Raw genomic sequence first — 16,125 nt, forward strand, 5'->3', positions numbered from 1 at the left:
ATCTTTTCACTTGTCCTGACGAGTCGCCCGAGGCAGCTTGGAGAGGTATCGAGCAGCCCGGCGAAAGGAACGAAGTGAGCATCGGCGCGCCAGGAACCCTGGTCCGGATGGGCGTTCTCGCCCTGCTGTGGGGATCGGGGTTCTTGTGGATCAAGCTCGCGCTGACCGGGCTGCCGCCCGTTCAGCTCACCGTCATCCGCTGCGCTCTCGGCGCGGCGGTCCTTCTCGTCCTGAGCCGCTGGGCCGGGCAACGCCTTCCGCGTGACCGCCGGATCTGGGGCAGGCTCCTCGTCGCCGCCTTCTTCTGCAACGCGTTGCCGTTCGCGTTGTTCAGCATCGGTGAACTGACCGTGGATTCCGGTATCGCCGGGGTGATGAACGCGACGACACCGCTGTGGTCGTTGCTGATCGGCATCGGGATCGGCACCGAACGCCGGATCACCGTGCTCCGGGTGGGCGGGCTGGTCCTCGGTTTCGCCGGCATCGTGCTGATCTTCGCGCCCTGGCAGAAGAGCGGCCTGCTCGGTTGGGGGACGCTGGCCCTGCTCGGCGCCGGCATCAGCTACGCCATCGCTTTCGCTTACATGGGACGGAAACTCGTCGGCCAGGGCGGGCCGATCGCGATCTCCGCCGCGCAGTTGCTGGCGGCCACCGGGCTGAGCGCGCTCGCGTTGCCGTTCGACGCGGCGCCGTCCGGGCCGCTGAACGTGACCGCCGTGCTCGCCGTCGTCGTCCTCGGGATCTTCGGCACCGGCATCACCTTCTACCTCAACTACCGGCTCATCGCCGACGAAGGCGCGACCTCCGCGGCGACCGTGGGCTATCTGCTGCCTGTCGTGTCGGTCGCACTGGGCGCGATCGTGCTCGGCGAGGAACTCGGCCCGCGGGTGCTCGCCGGGATGGCGGTGGTGCTGCTCGGAGTCGCCTTGACGCGCTACGTGAGGTCTTCGGCGAGCAAATCCATCAGCAACCCGTCGTGCCAGCCGTCGCCCACGGTGTCGCGTTCGTAGCGGCGCATCACCCCGACCTCCCGGAAACCGACGGCCTTGTAGCAGCGGATCGCGGCTTCGTTGTCCACGGCGGGATCGATCACCAGCCGGTGATGCCCGCGATCGTGCACGAGATGGCGGGCCATCGCGCGGACGGTGTCGGTGCCCAGCCCCCGTCCGTGCGCGGCCGGGTCGAGGAAGAGGTCGACCGACGCGTGCCGGTACATCGGGTCCTCCTCCTCGCCGTACTGGACGAAGCCGCGGACGACTCCGTCCTCCAGGACGGTGAAGCAGGCCGTCGTCGGATCGTCGAACGGCCAGGTGGGGGAGTCGTCGACCGAACCCCAGCGCGCCCTGACCGCGGCCTCGCCCCGGATCCGCCGCAGATCCGCGACATGGGCTTCGGTGACCGGGGTCAGGATCACGATCTCCCCGTGCAACTCGGTGGTCAGTTCCCGCTCCGTCCGCTCGTTCGAGTGGCGCCAGTCTAGGGAGGCCCCGCCGGGACCGCACGAAGACAGGGGACATCTCAACCGGGATCGGGTATCAACGAAAGGGAAGGTGGAGGTGGGTCATGGGGAACCTGTTCGAGGGACTGCGCCCGGTTGAGGAACTCGTCGACGGCGGGGCGACGGCCGTCCGCGCGGTGGTGTTGCGCAAGGCGACCGAAGCGGTCGTCGCGAACGCCCGCGACGCGACGGATTGCCGGATGCTGCTGGAGATGCTGGGGCTGCACTCCGAGCCCGCGACACGGTCCGACGACGTGGCCGCCTGAGCCCGCACGACGCTTCAGTGCCGCGGCAGCACGCAGAACTCGTTGCCCTCCGGGTCGGCCATGACCACCCAGTGGTCCGACTCGGGGTCTTCGACGACCTTGGCGCCGAGTGACACCAGCCTGGCGACCTCTTCGCGTTGCTCGAGTTCGGTGGGGGCGAGGTCGAGGTGCAGCCGGTTCTTGCCGGACTTCTCCTCGGGCACCGGCTGGAACAGCAGACTCGGCACGCCCGGGCTCTTCAGCTCGACATAGGTCACCCCGTGGCCGTCCGTCCACCGGGAGGTTTCGGGGTAGCCGAGGGCTTCCTTCCAGAACGCGGCCAGTGCTTCGGCCTCACGGCAGTCGACGGCGACAGCGAGCATCCGGGTTCGCATACGTCCACGGTGGCACGGAACGGCGAGGTTTGCCGGATGCGCGGACGGGCATCCGTCGGGCAGCAGATCCACTTCGCCGGAGGGAACAAGCATGAAGGCCGTCACCTGGCACGGGAAACGCGATGTCCGGGTGGACACCGTCCCCGATCCGAAACTCGTCGATCCGACCGACGCCATCGTCCGCATCACGTCGACCGGCATCTGCGGCTCCGACCTGCATCTTTACGAGGTCCTCGGTGCGTTCATCGACGAAGGCGACGTTCTCGGGCACGAGCCGATGGGCATCGTCGAAGAGATCGGGACCGGTGTGACGAACCTGAAACCCGGCGACCGGGTGGTGGTGCCGTTCAACATCTCCTGCGGCCACTGCTTCATGTGCGATCGCGGCCTGCAGTCGCAGTGCGAGACCACGCAGGTCACCGACCGCGGCAAGGGCGCGGCGCTGCTCGGTTACACCAAGCTCTACGGCCAGGTCCCGGGCGGGCAGGCCGAATACCTGCGCGTCCCGCAGGCCCACTACGGCCCGATCAAGGTGCCGGCAGGTCCGCCGGACGAGCGTTTCGTCTACCTGTCCGACGTCGTGCCCACCGCCTGGCAGGCCGTCGACTACGCGAACATCCCCGAGGGCGGCACTGTCGTGGTCTTCGGGCTGGGCCCGATCGGGCAGTTCTGCTGCCGGATCGCGAAGCACCGGGGCGCGGGCAAGGTGATCGGCATCGACCTGGTCCCGGAACGTCTCGCGAAAGCGGCCGCGGCCGGGGTCGTCACCTACGACACGCGCGAGCACAAGTACATCGGCGACCTCATCCGTGAGGCCACCGGCGGCAGGGGAGCGGATTCGGTGATCGACGCCGTCGGGATGGAGGCGCACGGCGCCCCGGTCGGGCGGCTGGCGCAGAATCTCGTCGGCCTGCTGCCCGACCCCATCGGCGCGAAGATCACCGAGAAGGCCGCGATCGACAGGCTCAGCGTGGTGTACGCGGCCATCGACGCCGTCCGCCGCGGCGGCACGATCTCGCTGAGCGGCGTCTACGGCGGCATGGTCGACCCGCTGCCGATGATGGACCTCTTCGACAAGCAGATCACCTTGCGGATGGGGCAGGCCAACGTCCGGCGCTGGATCGACGACATCATGCCGCTGATCGCCGACGACGCCGATCCGCTCGGCGTCGAGGGTTTCGCGACGCACAAGCTGCCGCTGTCGGAAGCGCCGCACGCCTACGAGATCTTCCAGAAGAAGCAGGACGGCGCGGTCAAGATCCTTCTGGAGCCGTCGGCGGCTTGAGGTACCAGGGCATACTCGCCGGGTGGCTTTCTTCGACATCGAAGGTTATGAACCCGTGTGGCTCTCAGGACTCCAAGGGATCCGGAGAGCGCACGGGGACCGGTTGCGCGCCCTGGTGGGCAAGCCGCTCCAGCGCGTCCACCTGACCTGGTTCGTCGAGTACGCGGAGTGGCTCCAGGACGCGCCGGTCGTGGTGGACTTCGGTGACGAACGGCTGGAGATCACGCACTGGAAGTTCGACGAGCTTTCCCTGACCTGGAACACGATCGACCCGTACGGCAGGTCCGGATGGGACTGGGGCGATCCGGAGGAACCCAGCCCGCTCCTGTGGCGCCAGGACGTCTATCCCGAACTGTCCGCTTTGGAGGGTCAGGTGCTCCAGGACGTCGAGCTGCTCGAATGGGTGGGACGGGACATGGCGGGCGGCATGGTCGCGGTCGGCTTCGTGTTCCCGCGCGGCAGGTTCACCGTCTTCAACGCGATGGACGAGAACGGGCTCGAGTACACCGAGCCCGACCCGTCTTACCGGAGGCATTCCCTGGCGGGCTGAAAACGGGATGCGGCGGTCGTCGATCTTGGTGATACTTCCCGGCATGTCCCGGATCAAACTGGCCGAAGCGCTCGCCTTGCGCGCCGACGCGACGAAGAAGGTGGAGGCGCTGCGCTCCCGGATCGTCGACAACGCGCGGCATCAGGAAGGCGAGGAGCCCGCGGAAAACGCGTCCGCGCTCCTCGTCGACGCCGAGACGACGCTGGGCGAACTGGAATCGCTCATGCAGCGGATCAACCGGACCAACGCCGCCACCCCGCTCGGGGAAGGCACGGTCACCGACGCGATCGCGCACCGCGACGTCCTCCGGCTCAGGCACGGTGTCCTCACCGCGGCCGCCGACGCCGCGGCCGGGCGCGGTCAAGGCGGCTACGGTCGTCAGCTCCGTTCGGAACTCCGGTATCTCTCCGCACTCCCGGTGGCGGAACTGCGGTCCCGCGCGGACAGGGTCGCCGGGGAGATCCGGGCGGTCGACGTCGAGATCCAGCGCACCAACTGGGAGACCGACCTCCTGGACTGAAACGTGGAAAGCAGGTAGCCCTCCGGGAAGCGGGCACAAGCCGAGAGCCGGCGGTATTCCGGCTCCCTCCTGGTACGTGGCGGGCAGCGTGGGGGTTCGACTCCCTCGATCACAACTCAGCCCAGCACGACGCACAGGTGACGGCGCAAACGGCACAGTTCATCACCACGTGCCGGTCCCGGAAGGCGAGGGTGGGCACGGGGCCTTTCCACGTTCGGCGGTCACGCATTCCCCTTGGCCGAGTGGCGTTCCCGACACAGCGGCGAAGCCGATCCATGGGCGGACCTGATCCACTCTGTGCCAAGGTGAAAAGCGGAACAACCCAAGAGCCCAGGTGGTGACCCCGGATGGCACTGAAGATCGGTTACAAGGCGTCGGCCGAGCAGTTCGGCCCGCGCGACCTCGTCGAGTACTCCGTGCTCGCCGAGCAGGTCGGGCTGGACAGCGTGATGGTCAGCGACCATTTCCAGCCCTGGCGGCATCAGGGCGGGCACGCGCCGTTCTCGTTCGCGTGGATGGCGGCGGTCGGCGAGCGCACCGAGCGGGTGGTTCTCGGCACCAGCGTGCTGACGGCGACCTTCCGCTACAACCCGGCCGTGGTGGCACAGGCGTTCGGCACGCTCGGCAGTCTCTACCCCGGCCGGGTGCTGCTCGGCGTCGGCAGCGGTGAGGCGCTCAACGAGGTCGCGGTCGCCCGTATCGAGTGGCCCGCGTTCAAGGAGCGGTTCGCGCGGCTGCGCGAGGCGATCGAGCTGATGCGCAAGCTGTGGTCCGAAGAGCGCGTCACGTTCGAGGGCGAGTACTTCCAGACCACCGACGCCACGGTGTACGACCGTCCCGAGGGCGGCGTGCCGATCTACATCGCGGCGGGTGGCCCGGTGATGGCGAAGTACGTCGGCAAACAGGGCGACGGCTTCATCTGCACCAGCGGCAAGGGGATGGACCTCTACACCGGGAAGCTGCTGCCCGCGGTCGCGGAAGGCGCGGAGCAGGTGGGCCGGAGCACCGGCGACATCGACAAGATGATCGAGATCAAGCTGTCCTACGACCCGGATCCCGCGCAGGCGCTGGAGAACACCCGGTTCTGGGCGCCGCTCTCGCTGACGCCGGAGCAGAAGGCGGGTATCGAGGACCCGGCCGAGATGGAGAAGGCCGCGGACGCGCTGCCGATCGAGCAGGTCGCGAAGCGCTGGATCGTCACTTCCGACCCGGCCGACGCCGTCGAGCAGATCAAGCCGTACGTCGAGGCGGGCTTCAACCACCTCGTCTTCCACGGTCCCGGCCACGACCAGGAGCGTTTCCTGCGCTCGTTCTCCGAGCAGGTCGTCCCCGGACTCCGCGAACTCGGCTGACCGGTGCCGGACCGCGATCAGTCCTCTGGTTGCGGTCCGCACACCATCGCGTACAGCGTCTCCGCACTCTCCGCGGCGCTCTGTCGCGCGGTGTCGACGACGACGCGGTCGCGGGTCCACGGCTCGTATTCGTGGTCGAGGATCGACTGCCAGCCGGGCGGTTCGAGTCCGACGACGTCGACGGTGCGGGTCTCGGCCCGGCGGCGGTGTTCTTCCGGGCTCGAGCACACCACTTCGACCTCGAGCACCCGCGCGCCGTGCCGGACCGCGACGGTCCGCCACGCCTCGCGGGTGATGCCGAGCGGGTTCACGCAGTCGGCGATCACGCTGACGCCGTGCCGCAGCTGGTCGGCCGCGAGGTCGTAGCCGACGATGTAGCCGACAGGCCCCAGCGGCTGCCGCAGCGCTGTCGACCGGATGACGGCCTGCTCGATGCTGTCGATCCGGAGGTAGGTGAAGCCGGTCCGGCAGGCCAGTTCCGCCGCCACGGTGGACTTCCCGGTCGCGGGCAGGCCACCGAGGACGACAAGGCAGGGAGCCCCGGCCATCAGGACTCGGTGACGAGCTTGCCGATCTCCTGATCGAAGTCGAACCACTCCGGCTCCGAGCCGGCGGGCACCACGTCGTAGGTGCGGTCGAGGAAGTCGGCCAGTTCTTGCGCCGGGGCTTCGAGGACCGCGCAGCCGTCAGGCGCGCTGAGGGCGAAGATCACGATCGAGGTGTCGTCGGCCGGGCTGATGATCACGTCGCCCTCACCCGATGGAGTGAGGAGGCCATCCGCCAGCAGGTCTCGGCCGAACATCCAGCGGACCGTGCCGCCGCCCGAGTGGTAAGCCACCACGACGGCGTAGGGGTCTTCGGGGTCGTACTCGAGATCGGCGTTGACGGGAAGCGGGTCCGCACCGAAAGTGCGCAGGCCGAAGACGATCGTCCCCCGGATGAGGTCGTTTTCCTTGTCCAACGCTTCAGCCCCTTACGTTCGGTTGCTGTTGATCTTCAGCTATTGATAACGCAATGTGAAGCCTTTTCGTGACCCGAGTCGACAACTTTCACACGTTCGGCTGAGAGCTGTGTCTCAGCCGCTCACGGACGGTCCCGACCGTGCACGTGCGGTGAGCAAGCGGGAAATGTGATCAGTCGTGCAAAAGAAAGAGATTCCGCACGTGCATATTCCGGTGAATGAAAATAGCCAACCATTCGGCGGATTGAATCGTTTTTCCTCGCGGTTAACATCATCTTGCGTCGTTCAAGTATTTCCAGGAGACCGGCGTGACTCCGTCCTGGACCTCGGCGAGCTGGATCGTTGCGGATCGGGAGGGGACCGACAATGGGCGTGCGAATCACCATCGCCATTCCAAGAGAAGACTCCGCGCGGTGCGACGCGGTTTACGGGCCGCGGCGGCAAACGGTTCCGCGGCGCGTGCCGACCTCGTCCCGGTCCGGTACCGACCCGGCGGTGCCGCGCGTCCAGGGGCGCCGCCGTGATTGACCGGCTCCCGCTGCGTGTCGGGCAGGCCGACATCGACCGGCTGGAGGGCGTCATCGCCGCACTCCGGGCGCGCGACTACCGCGAGGGCGGCGGATCCTGCCGGGAACTGCTGCGGGTGCTGGAGCCATACGGCGCGGCCCTGCGCCGGGGGATGATGTCCGACACGGTGGCCCGGCGGCTGGCGGGTGTGGTCGCGGATCTGCACAACCTGAAGGGCTGGACGGAATTCGACTCCGGCCGCCCCGTCAGGGCGGAGCAGCACTTCCGCCGAGCGCTCGAGCTCGCCGCCGAGGCGGGCAACGACGATCTCACCGCCAACATCCGCTATCGGCTCGGCCGGATGTACCTGCATCATCGCTCTCCGGCGGAGGCGCTCGAGCATTTCGGCCTCGGGCAGCTCGCCGCGCTCCGGGCGGGAAGCCCGTTGTCGCAGGCGATCCTTTCGGCGAACGAAGCCTGGGCCTACGCGCTGCTCGGTGACGTCCGCCAGGCTTTGTTCAAACTTTCCCTTGCGCCGGAACAATTCGCCAGTTCCGTCGGCGACGAGGTCCCGTCGTGGTCGGCCTTCTTCACGGCCACCGACATGGCCGCGATGATCGGCACGGTGCGCACCGAACTCGCCAGGCTCGTCGACGTCCGCCACAGCCGGGACGCCATCCCCGCGCTCACCGAGGCCATCGAGGGCTATGGCCCGGACATGGTGCGCAGCCGGTCGCTGACGATGATCTGGCTCGCCGTCGACCACGTCCTGGAAGGCGACCTCGATCGCGCGGCCGAGGTCGGCCTGTCCGCGATGGAGATCGCCGACGGAATCCGTTCCGCGCGTACGCGGGATCGTTTGCGGCCGCTGTCGGAATGCGTGCGGAAGCGGGTCGGCGATATTAATGCGCGGGATCTCCTTGACCGGATCGCAACATTTCGCGCCAGCGCCTGAGCGCCGGAGAATAGGTGGAGGAATGACCGGATCAATTTCACCGGGCGTAGGCTCGCGGGTATGAAACGGACTTCGTTCGCGCAGTGGCCGTGCTCGATCGCGCGCACCATGGACCTGCTCGGCGACTGGTGGACGCCGCTGGTCCTGCGGGAGGCCTTCTACGGGATCCGCCGGTTCGACGAGTTCCAGCAGGAACTCGGCATCGCGCGGAACACCCTGGCCGACAGGCTGCGCCGCCTGGTCGGCGAGGGGCTGCTGGAAAAGCGGGCCTACCAGGCCGACCCGGTCCGTTACGACTACGTGCTGACCGAGAAGGGTGCCGATTTCTACGGCGTGCTCGCCGCGATGTCGCGCTGGGGCGACCGCTGGCTCGCCGAGGAGGCCGGGCCGCCGATCACCCTCCACCACGACACCTGCGGGCAAGACACGCACGCCGAGGTCGTCTGCGCGCACTGTTCAGGGCCGCTCACCGCCGAGAACACGCGGGCGCGGCTCGGATCCGGCTATCCGCCGAAGCTCGCGAACCGCCCTGACGTGGTGCGCCGCTTCGCCGCGCAGGAGGGTTTGACAACGTAAGTCTATCTACGCAACTATCGAGGTCACGAGCACAGGAGGCGACCACGATGGAGTGGACGGGCGCCAAGTACGCCGACAAACCGACGGTCGAGGTCGAGGCCTGGGTCGACGCCCGCCCGGAGCGGGTCTGGTCGATCGTCTCCGACGTCCGGCTGATGCCGGAGATGAGCCGGGAACTCCAATCGGCCGAATGGTGCGACGGCGCGCACGGCGACGCCGCGGTCGGCAGGCGGTTCGTCGGCCGCAGCAGGCACGACGCGCTCGGCGAGTGGGAGACGACGTCGCACGTCGTCGAATGCGAGGAGCCGCGCGTCTTCACCTGGGCGGTGCACGATCCCGAGACGCCGACAGCGCTGTGGCGCTTCACGCTGGAGCCCGAAAACGGCGGCACGAGGCTCCTGCAGTGGATGCAGCTGGGACCGGGACGGTCCGGCCTGTCGCTGGCGATCGACCAGATGCCGGACAAGGAAGAGAAGATCGTCTTCGTCCGGCTGCGCGAATTCGAGAACGCGATGACCGGGACTCTGGCCGCGATCAAGGAGCGGGCCGAGGCGGCGCGCGCGTGATGCGGACGGCGACCACGGTCGAGGCCTCGCGAGGCTGGCGGGAGACGCTGGATTTCGTGCTGGAGGCGGAGAAGCTCGGTCTCGACGACTGCTGGGTCGCCGAAGCGTGGGGTTCGGACGCGCCGTCGGTGCTCGGCTATCTCGCCGCGCGGACCGAACGGATCCGGCTCGGCTCCGGGATCATCCAGCTCGGCACGCGGAGCCCGGTCGCGATCGCGCAGGCCGCGCTGACCCTCTCGATGCTGTCCGACGGCCGGTTCGCCCTCGGGCTCGGCGCCTCGGGGCCACAGGTGATCGAAGGCCTTCATGGTGTTTCGTTCGCCCGGCCGCTGACACGGATGCGCGAGACGGTCGCGATCATCCGCCGGGCGTTCGCGGGGGAGAAGATCTCGTTCTCCGGCAAGGAGTTCGAGATCCCGCTGCCGGGTGAGACCAAGCCGATGCGGCTGTCGACGACGCCGAATCCGGATATCCCGATCCACCTCGCCACCCTCTCGCCGAAGCTGCTGGAGCTGACAGGCGAGATCGCGGACGGCTGGCTGGGCACCAGTTTCGTCCCGGAAGGGGCACAGGCCTACTTCTCACATCTCGACGCCGGCCTCGCGAAGGCGGGCCGGACGCGGTCGGACCTCGAAGTCTGCCAAGGCGCCGAGGTCGCCTTCGCCGAGGATGAGGACGAGTTGCGCGGGATGGTCGCGGGCCGCAAGGCCGAGCTCGCGTTCAGCCTCGGCGGGATGGGTTCGGCGAAGACGAACTTCTACAACAACGCCTACAGCAGGCAGGGCTGGGCCGACGTCGCCGCGGCGGTGCGGGAGCGCTGGCAAGCGGGCGACCGGGAAGGCGCCGCCGCGCTGGTGACCGACGAGATGGTGCTCGGCACGACGCTGATCGGCACCGAACCGATGGTCGCGCGGCGGCTGCGCGTATGGCGAGACGCCGGGGTCGACACCGTCCGGCTGTACCCGGCGGGTGAGACCGTCGCCGACAAGCTCACCACTCTCGGCCGAGCGCTGGACCTGGTCCGCGCTCTGGGCTGAATGCCCGCGCCGGTTGAGGTGACCGGCCGAGTGCGACCGTCCCCGCCTGCTCCAAGCGGGTAGAACTTGTTTCACTTTTGGCCCTCGGCCGGAGAACATGACCTCGCTCGATCACCACGCGAGGAGGACTCATGAAGCCCGACCCCCGCTTGTCCCGCCGCCAGGTTCTGCGCGGCGGCGCCGGGCTCGCGCTCGCTTCGGGCCTGCCGTTCGCCGGGACGGCTTCGGCGGCGGGCGCGGTGATCGGCGAGTACGACGTCGTCGTGGTCGGCGCGGGTGCGGCCGGGATGACCGCCGCGCTGACAGCGGCCAAGCGCGGCCTCAGCTGTGTCGTGCTGGAGAAGGCGGCGAAATTCGGCGGTTCGGCGGCCCGGTCGGGGGCGGGGATCTGGATCCCGTGCAACTCGGTGCTGGCCGCGGCAGGCGTCCGTGATACCCCGGAACAGGCCGCTCGGTATCTGGCCGCCGTGGTCGGCCCGTCGATCCCCGTCTCGCGGCAGCGAGCTTTCCTCGCCAACGGTCCGGCGATGCTGTCGTTCGTGATGGCCAACAGCCCGCTGCGGTTCCGGTGGATGGAGGGCTACAGCGACTACTACCCGGAACTGCCCGGCGGGATGCCGGACGGCCGCTCGATCGAACCCGATCAACTCGACGGGAACGTCCTCGGCGCCGAACTGGCCAACCTGAACCCGGCCTATCTCGCCACGCCCGCGGGGATGGTCGTCTTCAGCGCCGACTACAAATGGCTCGCGCTGGCCGCGGTCAACCCGAAGGGAGCCGCGGTGGCCGCCGCCTGCCTCGCCCGCGGCACGGCCGCCGCGCTCGCCGGGCAGAAACCGCTGACCATGGGCCAATCGCTGGCCGCCGGACTGCGGGCCGGGCTGCAGCGAGCCGGCGTCCCTGTCTTGCTGAACACGCCTTTGACCGACCTCGTCATCGAGAACGGGAAGGTCACCGGCGTGACCGTCGCCGCGGGCGTGGTGAAGGCCCGGCGCGGCGTCATCGTCGGCTCCGGCGGGTTCGAACACAACGCCGCCATGCGGGCGGAGTACCAGCGCCAGCCGATCGGTACACAGTGGACGGTCGGCGCCCGGTCGAACACCGGCGACGGGATCCTGGCCGGAAAGCGGGCGGGCGCGGCGCTGGACCTGATGGACGACGCCTGGTGGGGCCCGGCGATCCCGCTGCCCGGCGAGCCGTATTTCTGCCTCGCCGAGCGGACCCTGCCCGGCGGTCTGATGGTGGACTCGGCGGGCAAACGGTTCGTCAACGAAGCGGCGCCGTACAGCGACGTCGTGCACACGATGTACGACCGGAACCCGACGTCGCCGACCATCCCGGCGTGGCTGGTCGTCGATCAGCACTACCGCAACCGGTACCTCTTCCGCGACGTCGCACCGCTGCTGCCGCTTCCCGATGAGTGGTACTCGTCGGGCGCGGTCAAGAAGGCGTGGAGCGTCGAGGCGCTCGGCACCGCGATCGGTGTTCCACCGCAGGCGTTACGCGCCACGGTGAACCGGTTCAACGGCCAGGCGCTGTCCGGTGTGGACAGTGACTTCCGGCGGGGCGCCAGCGCCTACGACCACTACTACACCGACCCGTACGTCCTGCCGAACTCCTGCCTCGCCGCGCTCTGGGAACCCCCGTTCTACGCGTTCAAGATCGTGCCGGGCGACCTCGGCACCAAGGGCGGGATGCGCACCGACGCGCGGGCGCGGGTCCTGCGGGCGGACGGCTCGGTCATCCCCGGCCTGTACGCCGCCGGGAACGCCAGCGCGGCGGTGATGGGCTCCAGCTACGCGGGTGCCGGCTCGACGATCGGCCCGGCGATGACGTTCGGGTACGTCGCGGCGAACGACCTCGCCGATCACCCGTGAGCTGAAGAAAGATACCGGTTCATTCGTCTTCGAACCCTTCGTGCGGTCGCAGTTGCGAGGGAACGAAGGGAACACCGTCCAAGGTCGAGTCGGTGAACCTGATGTCACCGCTGAAGGTTGCGCCGTCGAACGTGGTGTAGCTGCTGAAGGTCACCTGGTTGAACCAGGCGTCGCCCGCGAACGCGGCTTGGGTGAAGTAGGACCGATGCGCGAAGGTCACACCTGGCAGGTACGCGTCTTCGAAGAATGTGGCGTCATCGAAGGTCGCGCTGTCGGTGAAGGTGGCCTTGCTGAACACCACGCTCCCGGTGAACGTCGTGTTCTTGAATCGGGCTTCGCGGAGGAATGAGGCCGAGCGAAAGGTGGCGGTCCCTTTGAAGGTGGCCGCGTCGAATCTGGCCGAGGCTTCGAAGGTCGCTTGGTCGAACCTGACGTCGCCGGTGAACCGGGCCTCCGAGAACCAGGAGTCGCCGGTGAACGTGACTCCGTCGAACCTGGTTTCCCCATCGAAGTGGATACCCATGAGCAGAGTGTCTCCGCAGAACCGGGCGTTCGAGAAGCGGGCGTTGTTGAGCCGGCAGTCGCGGAACATGACATCGATCAGCAGAGCCCCGCTGAGGTCCAGATCGATGTCGGGCCAGAATCTCCTTCCGTCCTGGTAGTTCGGGTCGAGATGGTCGGTCAAGATACGTTGGGCGGTCGTTCGTACCTCGCGCTCTTGGATATCACTTCGGTATTCGTTGTGGACTTCTTTCTCCGCTCCGGGATCGGGAGGCTTGTCGGGCAGCTCGTACGGCATACGAAGGTAGGCGCTGATCACATTGACGATGGTCTGACGCTGTGGGGGATTGTCCTGTGCCAGGCGATCGAGTGCGTACAGTCCGGCGAGCCGGACGGGCGCTTTGTCCGCCCCCAGTTGCTCGACCGCTTTGAGATAGAGATCGCTGATCCGCCGTTCCGCGGCATCGTGGCGTGCGTCGTCGTTGGCCTGCTCTCGTAGCAGGAGATCACGACGTTTGGTCGCGAGATCCTGTTCTGCGGTTTGCTGGCGTCGGGCGGCCAAGAGCAACGCGATGGCGCCACCAGCTCCGAGCACGATCGCGCCGACAGTGCGCACGCCCTCCAGACGTGCTTTGTCGACGTCTGTTCCCCGCCCGTAGAGAAAGAACAACACCCAGCCAGTGGCGATGGCGAAAGCGAGCAAGAGTCCAGCGCACAGGGTGATGGTGCGATTCGAAAGGGTGCGGTCTTCGCCGCGAGAGGGCGTGAGAGGCCAGGTTCGAGACTTCTCCGGAGGGTGAGAATCATCGGCCATCAGACCATGATCGCAGCGTGGGGCCGGTTTCGAATCTGGCGAACACGTGATAGTTCCAGTCTAGGAGTGACTGGCCGCTTTGCGCGCCCACCGTGTGGATTTCGGGACGTCAGATGTCCCGAAATCCACACGGTGGCGCCTCGCGCAGGCACGCCTGATGCGGGTATGGCGTCCTTCGGCGCCACCGGAGCGCTCCCTCCGCTAAGGTGAGGCGTTCGCGTGGCATCAAGGGCTGGGGGGTCCGCCATGGTCGTCAAACGTTCCTATCACCATGGGGATCTTCGTCGTGCGCTCGTCCTGGCCGCACGCGAGATCCTCGTCGAGCGGGGGCCCGAGGGGGTGAGCCTGCGCGGCGCGGTCGCGAAGGTGGGCGCGTCCACCGCGGCGCCGTACCGGCATTTCCGCGACAAGGACGCGCTGCTGGTGGCTGTCGCGCTGGAGGGACACGCCGAACTGCAGGCTTCCTTGCGGGGCTGCGGCGCGGGGACGGTGACCGCGCTCGGGCATTCCTATCTCGGGTTCGCGCTGGAGAACCCCGCGCTGTACCGCTTGATGGCGGGCGCCGGGATCGGTGACCGCGCCGCGCATCCGGAACTCGCCGAGGCGCACCGCGAGACCTGCGCGGTGCTGGCCGACCGGGTGGGGGAGCGGGACGATCCCGGCGGGTTCGCCATCACGCTGTGGTGCCTGCTTCACGGGTTGTCCACGCTGGCGATCGATGGCCATGTCGAACGGGGTTCCGTCGTCGCGGAGGCCGAGCGCAGCCTCGCTTTCTTGAGCGACGGCACAGGGGTGTCGTGAGTAGTGGTTCCGGTCCGTGAAGGCCTCCTTGAGGGACCCAGAGTCCCTCAAGGAGGCCTTCACGGACTTGCCGATCGCCACGCGCACCGGCAGTCACGCCAGTCGCGGGTCCAGGTGTTCAGCCGATCGACGGGATGAACGTCGGCAGCCGCCGGACCTTCGTGTCCTGCTCGAAGGCGTAGGCGATGGCCAGCAAGGACGGCTCGCTGAACCGCCCGCCCATGATCGACAACCCCAGCGGCAGCGGTCCGGAGTACGCCATCGGGACGGTCATGTTGGCGTAGCCCGACACGGCCGCCGGTCCGGACGAGTCGATGAGCAGCGCGCCGTCGCCGACCCCGAGTTGCGTCTTCCACGCGGCGTTGTTGGTCGGCGCCACGATCGCGTCCAGTTTGTTCCCGCGCAGCGTCTCGTCGAGACCCCGCCGGGCGGCGCTCGTCGCGGCTTCCCGCATCACGCGGTAGGCCGGATCGTTGAGGTCACCGCTGGTCGCCTGCGACCGGTCCCACAGGTTGTGGGTCCAGTACGGCATTTCGACGGCCGCGTGGTCCAGGTTGTACTGGATCATTCCTGCCAGATCGGCGGGGTGCTTGCCGCCGGTGGACGCGAGGTAGGCGTTGATGTCGTGTTTGAACTCGGTCCTGATCGCGGGGAACTCGTTGGCCGCGATGACGTCCAGATAGGGGATCGTGATCTCCACCGTGGTCGCGCCGAGCTTCCGGAGCTTGCCCAGGGCCTGTTCGAACGCGGCCTTGGTCGCGTCGTCGGGGGTGTAGACCTCACGCCAGATGCCGATTCGCTTGCCGCGCAAGGCGTTGGGGCGCAGGAACTTCGTGTAGTCGTCGAGTGACTGCCGGGCGGCGTCGACGGTGATCGGATCACGGCGGTCTGCGCCGTTGAGGGCCGCGAGCAGGATCGCGGCGTCGACCACGTTGCGCGCCATCGGGCCCGCGGTGTCCTGCTGCTTCGACACCGGCACGATCCCGCTGCGGCTGACCAGTCCGAGACTCGGCTTGACGCCCACGATGCCGTTGGCGCCGGACGGACAGCTGATCGAACCGTCCGTCTCGGTCCCGACGGCGACGGTCGCCAGATGTGCCGCGACGGCGACCCCTGGACCGGACGACGAACCGCACGGGTTGCGGTCGAGGACGTAGGGGTTGGCGGTCTGGCCCGCGAGCGGGCTCCAGCCGTTCGAGGAACTGGTGGAACGGTAGCTCGACCATTCCGACAGGTTGGCCTTGCCGAGGATGATCGCCCCGGCCTCGCGCAGGTTTTCGACCACGCCGGCGTCACGGTAGGGGCGGGATTCCAGCAGCGCCGTCGATCCGGCCGTGGTCGGCTGCCGGTCCGCGGTGTCGATGTTGTCCTTGAGCAGCACCGGGATGCCGTCCATGAGGCCCTTCGACTGGTGCCGGAGCCGTCGCACGTCACTGGCCGCGGCGAGCCGCAGCGCGTCCGGGTTCGTGGTGAGCACCGCGTGCAGCGTCGGATTCAGTTTGCGGATCCGATGCAGGTAGAAGGCCGTCAGCTCGACCGAGGACAGCCGCCCGGAGCGCATCGCCCGCTGCAGATCCGGGATCGTGGCCCGTTCCAGGTCGATCCCGGCCACGACAGGACGTCCGGAATGGGCCGCTGCCTGTGCCGGGACGGCGGTGGTCGCGGAAGCGACGAACACCATGACG

The 16,125-nt window shown here is 68.2% G+C and carries 17 protein-coding genes and 1 pseudogene; 12 read left to right on the top strand and 6 right to left on the bottom strand.

Annotation, left to right across the window (positions count from 1 at the left end):
- Positions 1 to 74 precede the first annotated feature (74 nt).
- Positions 75 to 1,010, top strand: a complete 936-nt coding sequence (locus HDA45_RS37080; RefSeq protein WP_184903387.1) for an EamA family transporter — start codon at positions 75 to 77, stop codon at positions 1,008 to 1,010.
- Here the strand turns inward: HDA45_RS37080 and HDA45_RS37085 are convergent.
- Positions 935 to 1,522, bottom strand: a complete 588-nt coding sequence (locus HDA45_RS37085) for a GNAT family N-acetyltransferase (RefSeq protein ID WP_378317219.1) — start codon at positions 1,520 to 1,522, stop codon at positions 935 to 937. The two genes, HDA45_RS37080 and HDA45_RS37085, sit on opposite strands and share 76 nt — an antisense overlap.
- 41 nt (positions 1,523 to 1,563) lie before the next feature.
- Here HDA45_RS37085 and HDA45_RS37090 point away from each other — a divergent pair, with 41 nt between their 5' ends.
- Positions 1,564 to 1,764: a hypothetical protein gene (locus HDA45_RS37090; protein ID WP_184903389.1), complete on the top strand. Its 201-nt coding sequence runs from the start codon at positions 1,564 to 1,566 to the stop codon at positions 1,762 to 1,764.
- A 14-nt stretch (positions 1,765 to 1,778) separates the two neighbouring features.
- Here the strand turns inward: HDA45_RS37090 and HDA45_RS37095 are convergent, their stop codons facing one another.
- Entirely contained in the window at positions 1,779 to 2,138 is a 360-nt protein-coding gene (locus HDA45_RS37095; RefSeq protein WP_184903391.1) for a VOC family protein, read from the bottom strand.
- 91 nt (positions 2,139 to 2,229) lie between these two features.
- Between HDA45_RS37095 and HDA45_RS37100 the strand changes: the two genes are divergently transcribed.
- The 4 genes from HDA45_RS37100 (at position 2,230) to fgd (ending at position 5,845) form a co-directional block, all read left to right on the top strand.
- On the top strand, positions 2,230 to 3,423 hold the full coding sequence (locus HDA45_RS37100; RefSeq protein ID WP_184903393.1) for a zinc-dependent alcohol dehydrogenase: 1,194 nt from the start codon (positions 2,230 to 2,232) through the stop codon (positions 3,421 to 3,423).
- 22 nt (positions 3,424 to 3,445) lie between these two features.
- On the top strand, positions 3,446 to 3,973 hold the full coding sequence (locus HDA45_RS37105) for a hypothetical protein (RefSeq protein ID WP_184903395.1): 528 nt from the start codon (positions 3,446 to 3,448) through the stop codon (positions 3,971 to 3,973).
- 43 nt (positions 3,974 to 4,016) lie between these two features.
- Positions 4,017 to 4,493 carry a DIP1984 family protein gene (locus tag HDA45_RS37110; protein WP_221471341.1) on the top strand — a complete coding sequence of 159 codons (477 nt, stop codon included), beginning with the start codon at positions 4,017 to 4,019 and terminating at the stop codon, positions 4,491 to 4,493.
- Positions 4,494 to 4,840: 347 nt separating this feature from the next.
- Positions 4,841 to 5,845 carry a glucose-6-phosphate dehydrogenase (coenzyme-F420) gene (gene fgd, locus HDA45_RS37115; RefSeq protein WP_184903397.1) on the top strand — a complete coding sequence of 335 codons (1,005 nt, stop codon included), beginning with the start codon at positions 4,841 to 4,843 and terminating at the stop codon, positions 5,843 to 5,845.
- Between the two features lie 17 nt (positions 5,846 to 5,862).
- Here fgd and HDA45_RS37120 read toward each other — a convergent pair whose 3' ends face one another.
- Positions 5,863 to 6,393, bottom strand: a complete 531-nt coding sequence (locus tag HDA45_RS37120) for a P-loop nucleotide/nucleoside kinase family protein (RefSeq protein WP_184903399.1) — start codon at positions 6,391 to 6,393, stop codon at positions 5,863 to 5,865.
- Positions 6,393 to 6,806 (bottom strand): SsgA family sporulation/cell division regulator, encoded by a 414-nt coding sequence (locus HDA45_RS37125; protein WP_184903401.1) that lies wholly within the window; start codon positions 6,804 to 6,806, stop codon positions 6,393 to 6,395. Before HDA45_RS37125 ends, HDA45_RS37120 begins: the two co-directional genes overlap by 1 nt.
- Before the next feature lie 505 nt (positions 6,807 to 7,311).
- Between HDA45_RS37125 and HDA45_RS37130 the strand changes: the two are divergent.
- From HDA45_RS37130 to kstD, 5 genes and pseudogenes are all read left to right on the top strand, one after another.
- Positions 7,312 to 8,268 (top strand): annotated as a pseudogene (locus HDA45_RS37130) (tetratricopeptide repeat protein); the annotation flags it as partial.
- A 60-nt stretch (positions 8,269 to 8,328) separates the two neighbouring features.
- Complete coding sequence (locus HDA45_RS37135) at positions 8,329 to 8,844, top strand: winged helix-turn-helix transcriptional regulator (RefSeq protein WP_184903403.1); 516 nt, start codon at positions 8,329 to 8,331, stop codon at positions 8,842 to 8,844.
- 47 nt (positions 8,845 to 8,891) lie between these two features.
- A complete protein-coding gene (locus HDA45_RS37140) occupies positions 8,892 to 9,410 on the top strand; it encodes an SRPBCC family protein (protein ID WP_184903405.1) in 519 nt (172 codons plus the stop codon).
- On the top strand, positions 9,410 to 10,447 hold the full coding sequence (locus HDA45_RS37145) for an LLM class flavin-dependent oxidoreductase (RefSeq protein ID WP_184903407.1): 1,038 nt from the start codon (positions 9,410 to 9,412) through the stop codon (positions 10,445 to 10,447). Before HDA45_RS37140 ends, HDA45_RS37145 begins: the two co-directional genes overlap by 1 nt.
- Before the next feature lie 131 nt (positions 10,448 to 10,578).
- Positions 10,579 to 12,324 carry a 3-oxosteroid 1-dehydrogenase gene (gene kstD / locus HDA45_RS37150; RefSeq protein WP_184903409.1) on the top strand — a complete coding sequence of 582 codons (1,746 nt, stop codon included), beginning with the start codon at positions 10,579 to 10,581 and terminating at the stop codon, positions 12,322 to 12,324.
- Between the two features lie 19 nt (positions 12,325 to 12,343).
- Here the strand turns inward: kstD and HDA45_RS37155 are convergent, their stop codons facing one another.
- Entirely contained in the window at positions 12,344 to 13,639 is a 1,296-nt protein-coding gene (locus HDA45_RS37155) for a pentapeptide repeat-containing protein (RefSeq protein WP_246480910.1), read from the bottom strand.
- A 246-nt stretch (positions 13,640 to 13,885) separates the two neighbouring features.
- Here HDA45_RS37155 and HDA45_RS37160 point away from each other — a divergent pair, with 246 nt between their 5' ends.
- A complete protein-coding gene (locus tag HDA45_RS37160) occupies positions 13,886 to 14,440 on the top strand; it encodes a TetR/AcrR family transcriptional regulator (RefSeq protein ID WP_184903411.1) in 555 nt (184 codons plus the stop codon).
- 118 nt (positions 14,441 to 14,558) lie between these two features.
- On the opposite strand, the gene HDA45_RS37165 is transcribed toward HDA45_RS37160, so the two are convergent.
- Positions 14,559 to 16,121, bottom strand: coding sequence for an amidase (locus HDA45_RS37165; protein WP_184906438.1), 1,563 nt, complete (start codon positions 16,119 to 16,121; stop codon positions 14,559 to 14,561).
- Positions 16,122 to 16,125 lie beyond the last annotated feature (4 nt).

Source organism: Amycolatopsis umgeniensis (assembly GCF_014205155.1).
GTDB lineage: Bacteria > Actinomycetota > Actinomycetes > Mycobacteriales > Pseudonocardiaceae > Amycolatopsis > Amycolatopsis umgeniensis.

Bases quoted from the DNA above. Each gene is read 5' to 3' on its own strand.
- HDA45_RS37090 (WP_184903389.1), top strand. From the start codon at position 1,564: ATGGGGAACCTGTTCGAGGGACTGCGCCCGGTTGAGGAACTCGTCGAC.
- HDA45_RS37095 (WP_184903391.1), bottom strand. From the start codon at position 2,138: ATGCGAACCCGGATGCTCGCTGTCGCCGTCGACTGCCGTGAGGCCGAA.
- HDA45_RS37100 (WP_184903393.1), top strand. From the start codon at position 2,230: ATGAAGGCCGTCACCTGGCACGGGAAACGCGATGTCCGGGTGGACACC.
- HDA45_RS37110 (WP_221471341.1), top strand. From the start codon at position 4,017: ATGTCCCGGATCAAACTGGCCGAAGCGCTCGCCTTGCGCGCCGACGCG.
- fgd (WP_184903397.1), top strand. From the start codon at position 4,841: ATGGCACTGAAGATCGGTTACAAGGCGTCGGCCGAGCAGTTCGGCCCG.
- HDA45_RS37120 (WP_184903399.1), bottom strand. From the start codon at position 6,393: ATGGCCGGGGCTCCCTGCCTTGTCGTCCTCGGTGGCCTGCCCGCGACC.
- HDA45_RS37135 (WP_184903403.1), top strand. From the start codon at position 8,329: ATGAAACGGACTTCGTTCGCGCAGTGGCCGTGCTCGATCGCGCGCACC.
- HDA45_RS37140 (WP_184903405.1), top strand. From the start codon at position 8,892: ATGGAGTGGACGGGCGCCAAGTACGCCGACAAACCGACGGTCGAGGTC.
- HDA45_RS37145 (WP_184903407.1), top strand. From the start codon at position 9,410: ATGCGGACGGCGACCACGGTCGAGGCCTCGCGAGGCTGGCGGGAGACG.
- kstD (WP_184903409.1), top strand. From the start codon at position 10,579: ATGAAGCCCGACCCCCGCTTGTCCCGCCGCCAGGTTCTGCGCGGCGGC.
- HDA45_RS37155 (WP_246480910.1), bottom strand. From the start codon at position 13,639: ATGGCCGATGATTCTCACCCTCCGGAGAAGTCTCGAACCTGGCCTCTC.
- HDA45_RS37160 (WP_184903411.1), top strand. From the start codon at position 13,886: ATGGTCGTCAAACGTTCCTATCACCATGGGGATCTTCGTCGTGCGCTC.
- HDA45_RS37165 (WP_184906438.1), bottom strand. From the start codon at position 16,121: ATGGTGTTCGTCGCTTCCGCGACCACCGCCGTCCCGGCACAGGCAGCG.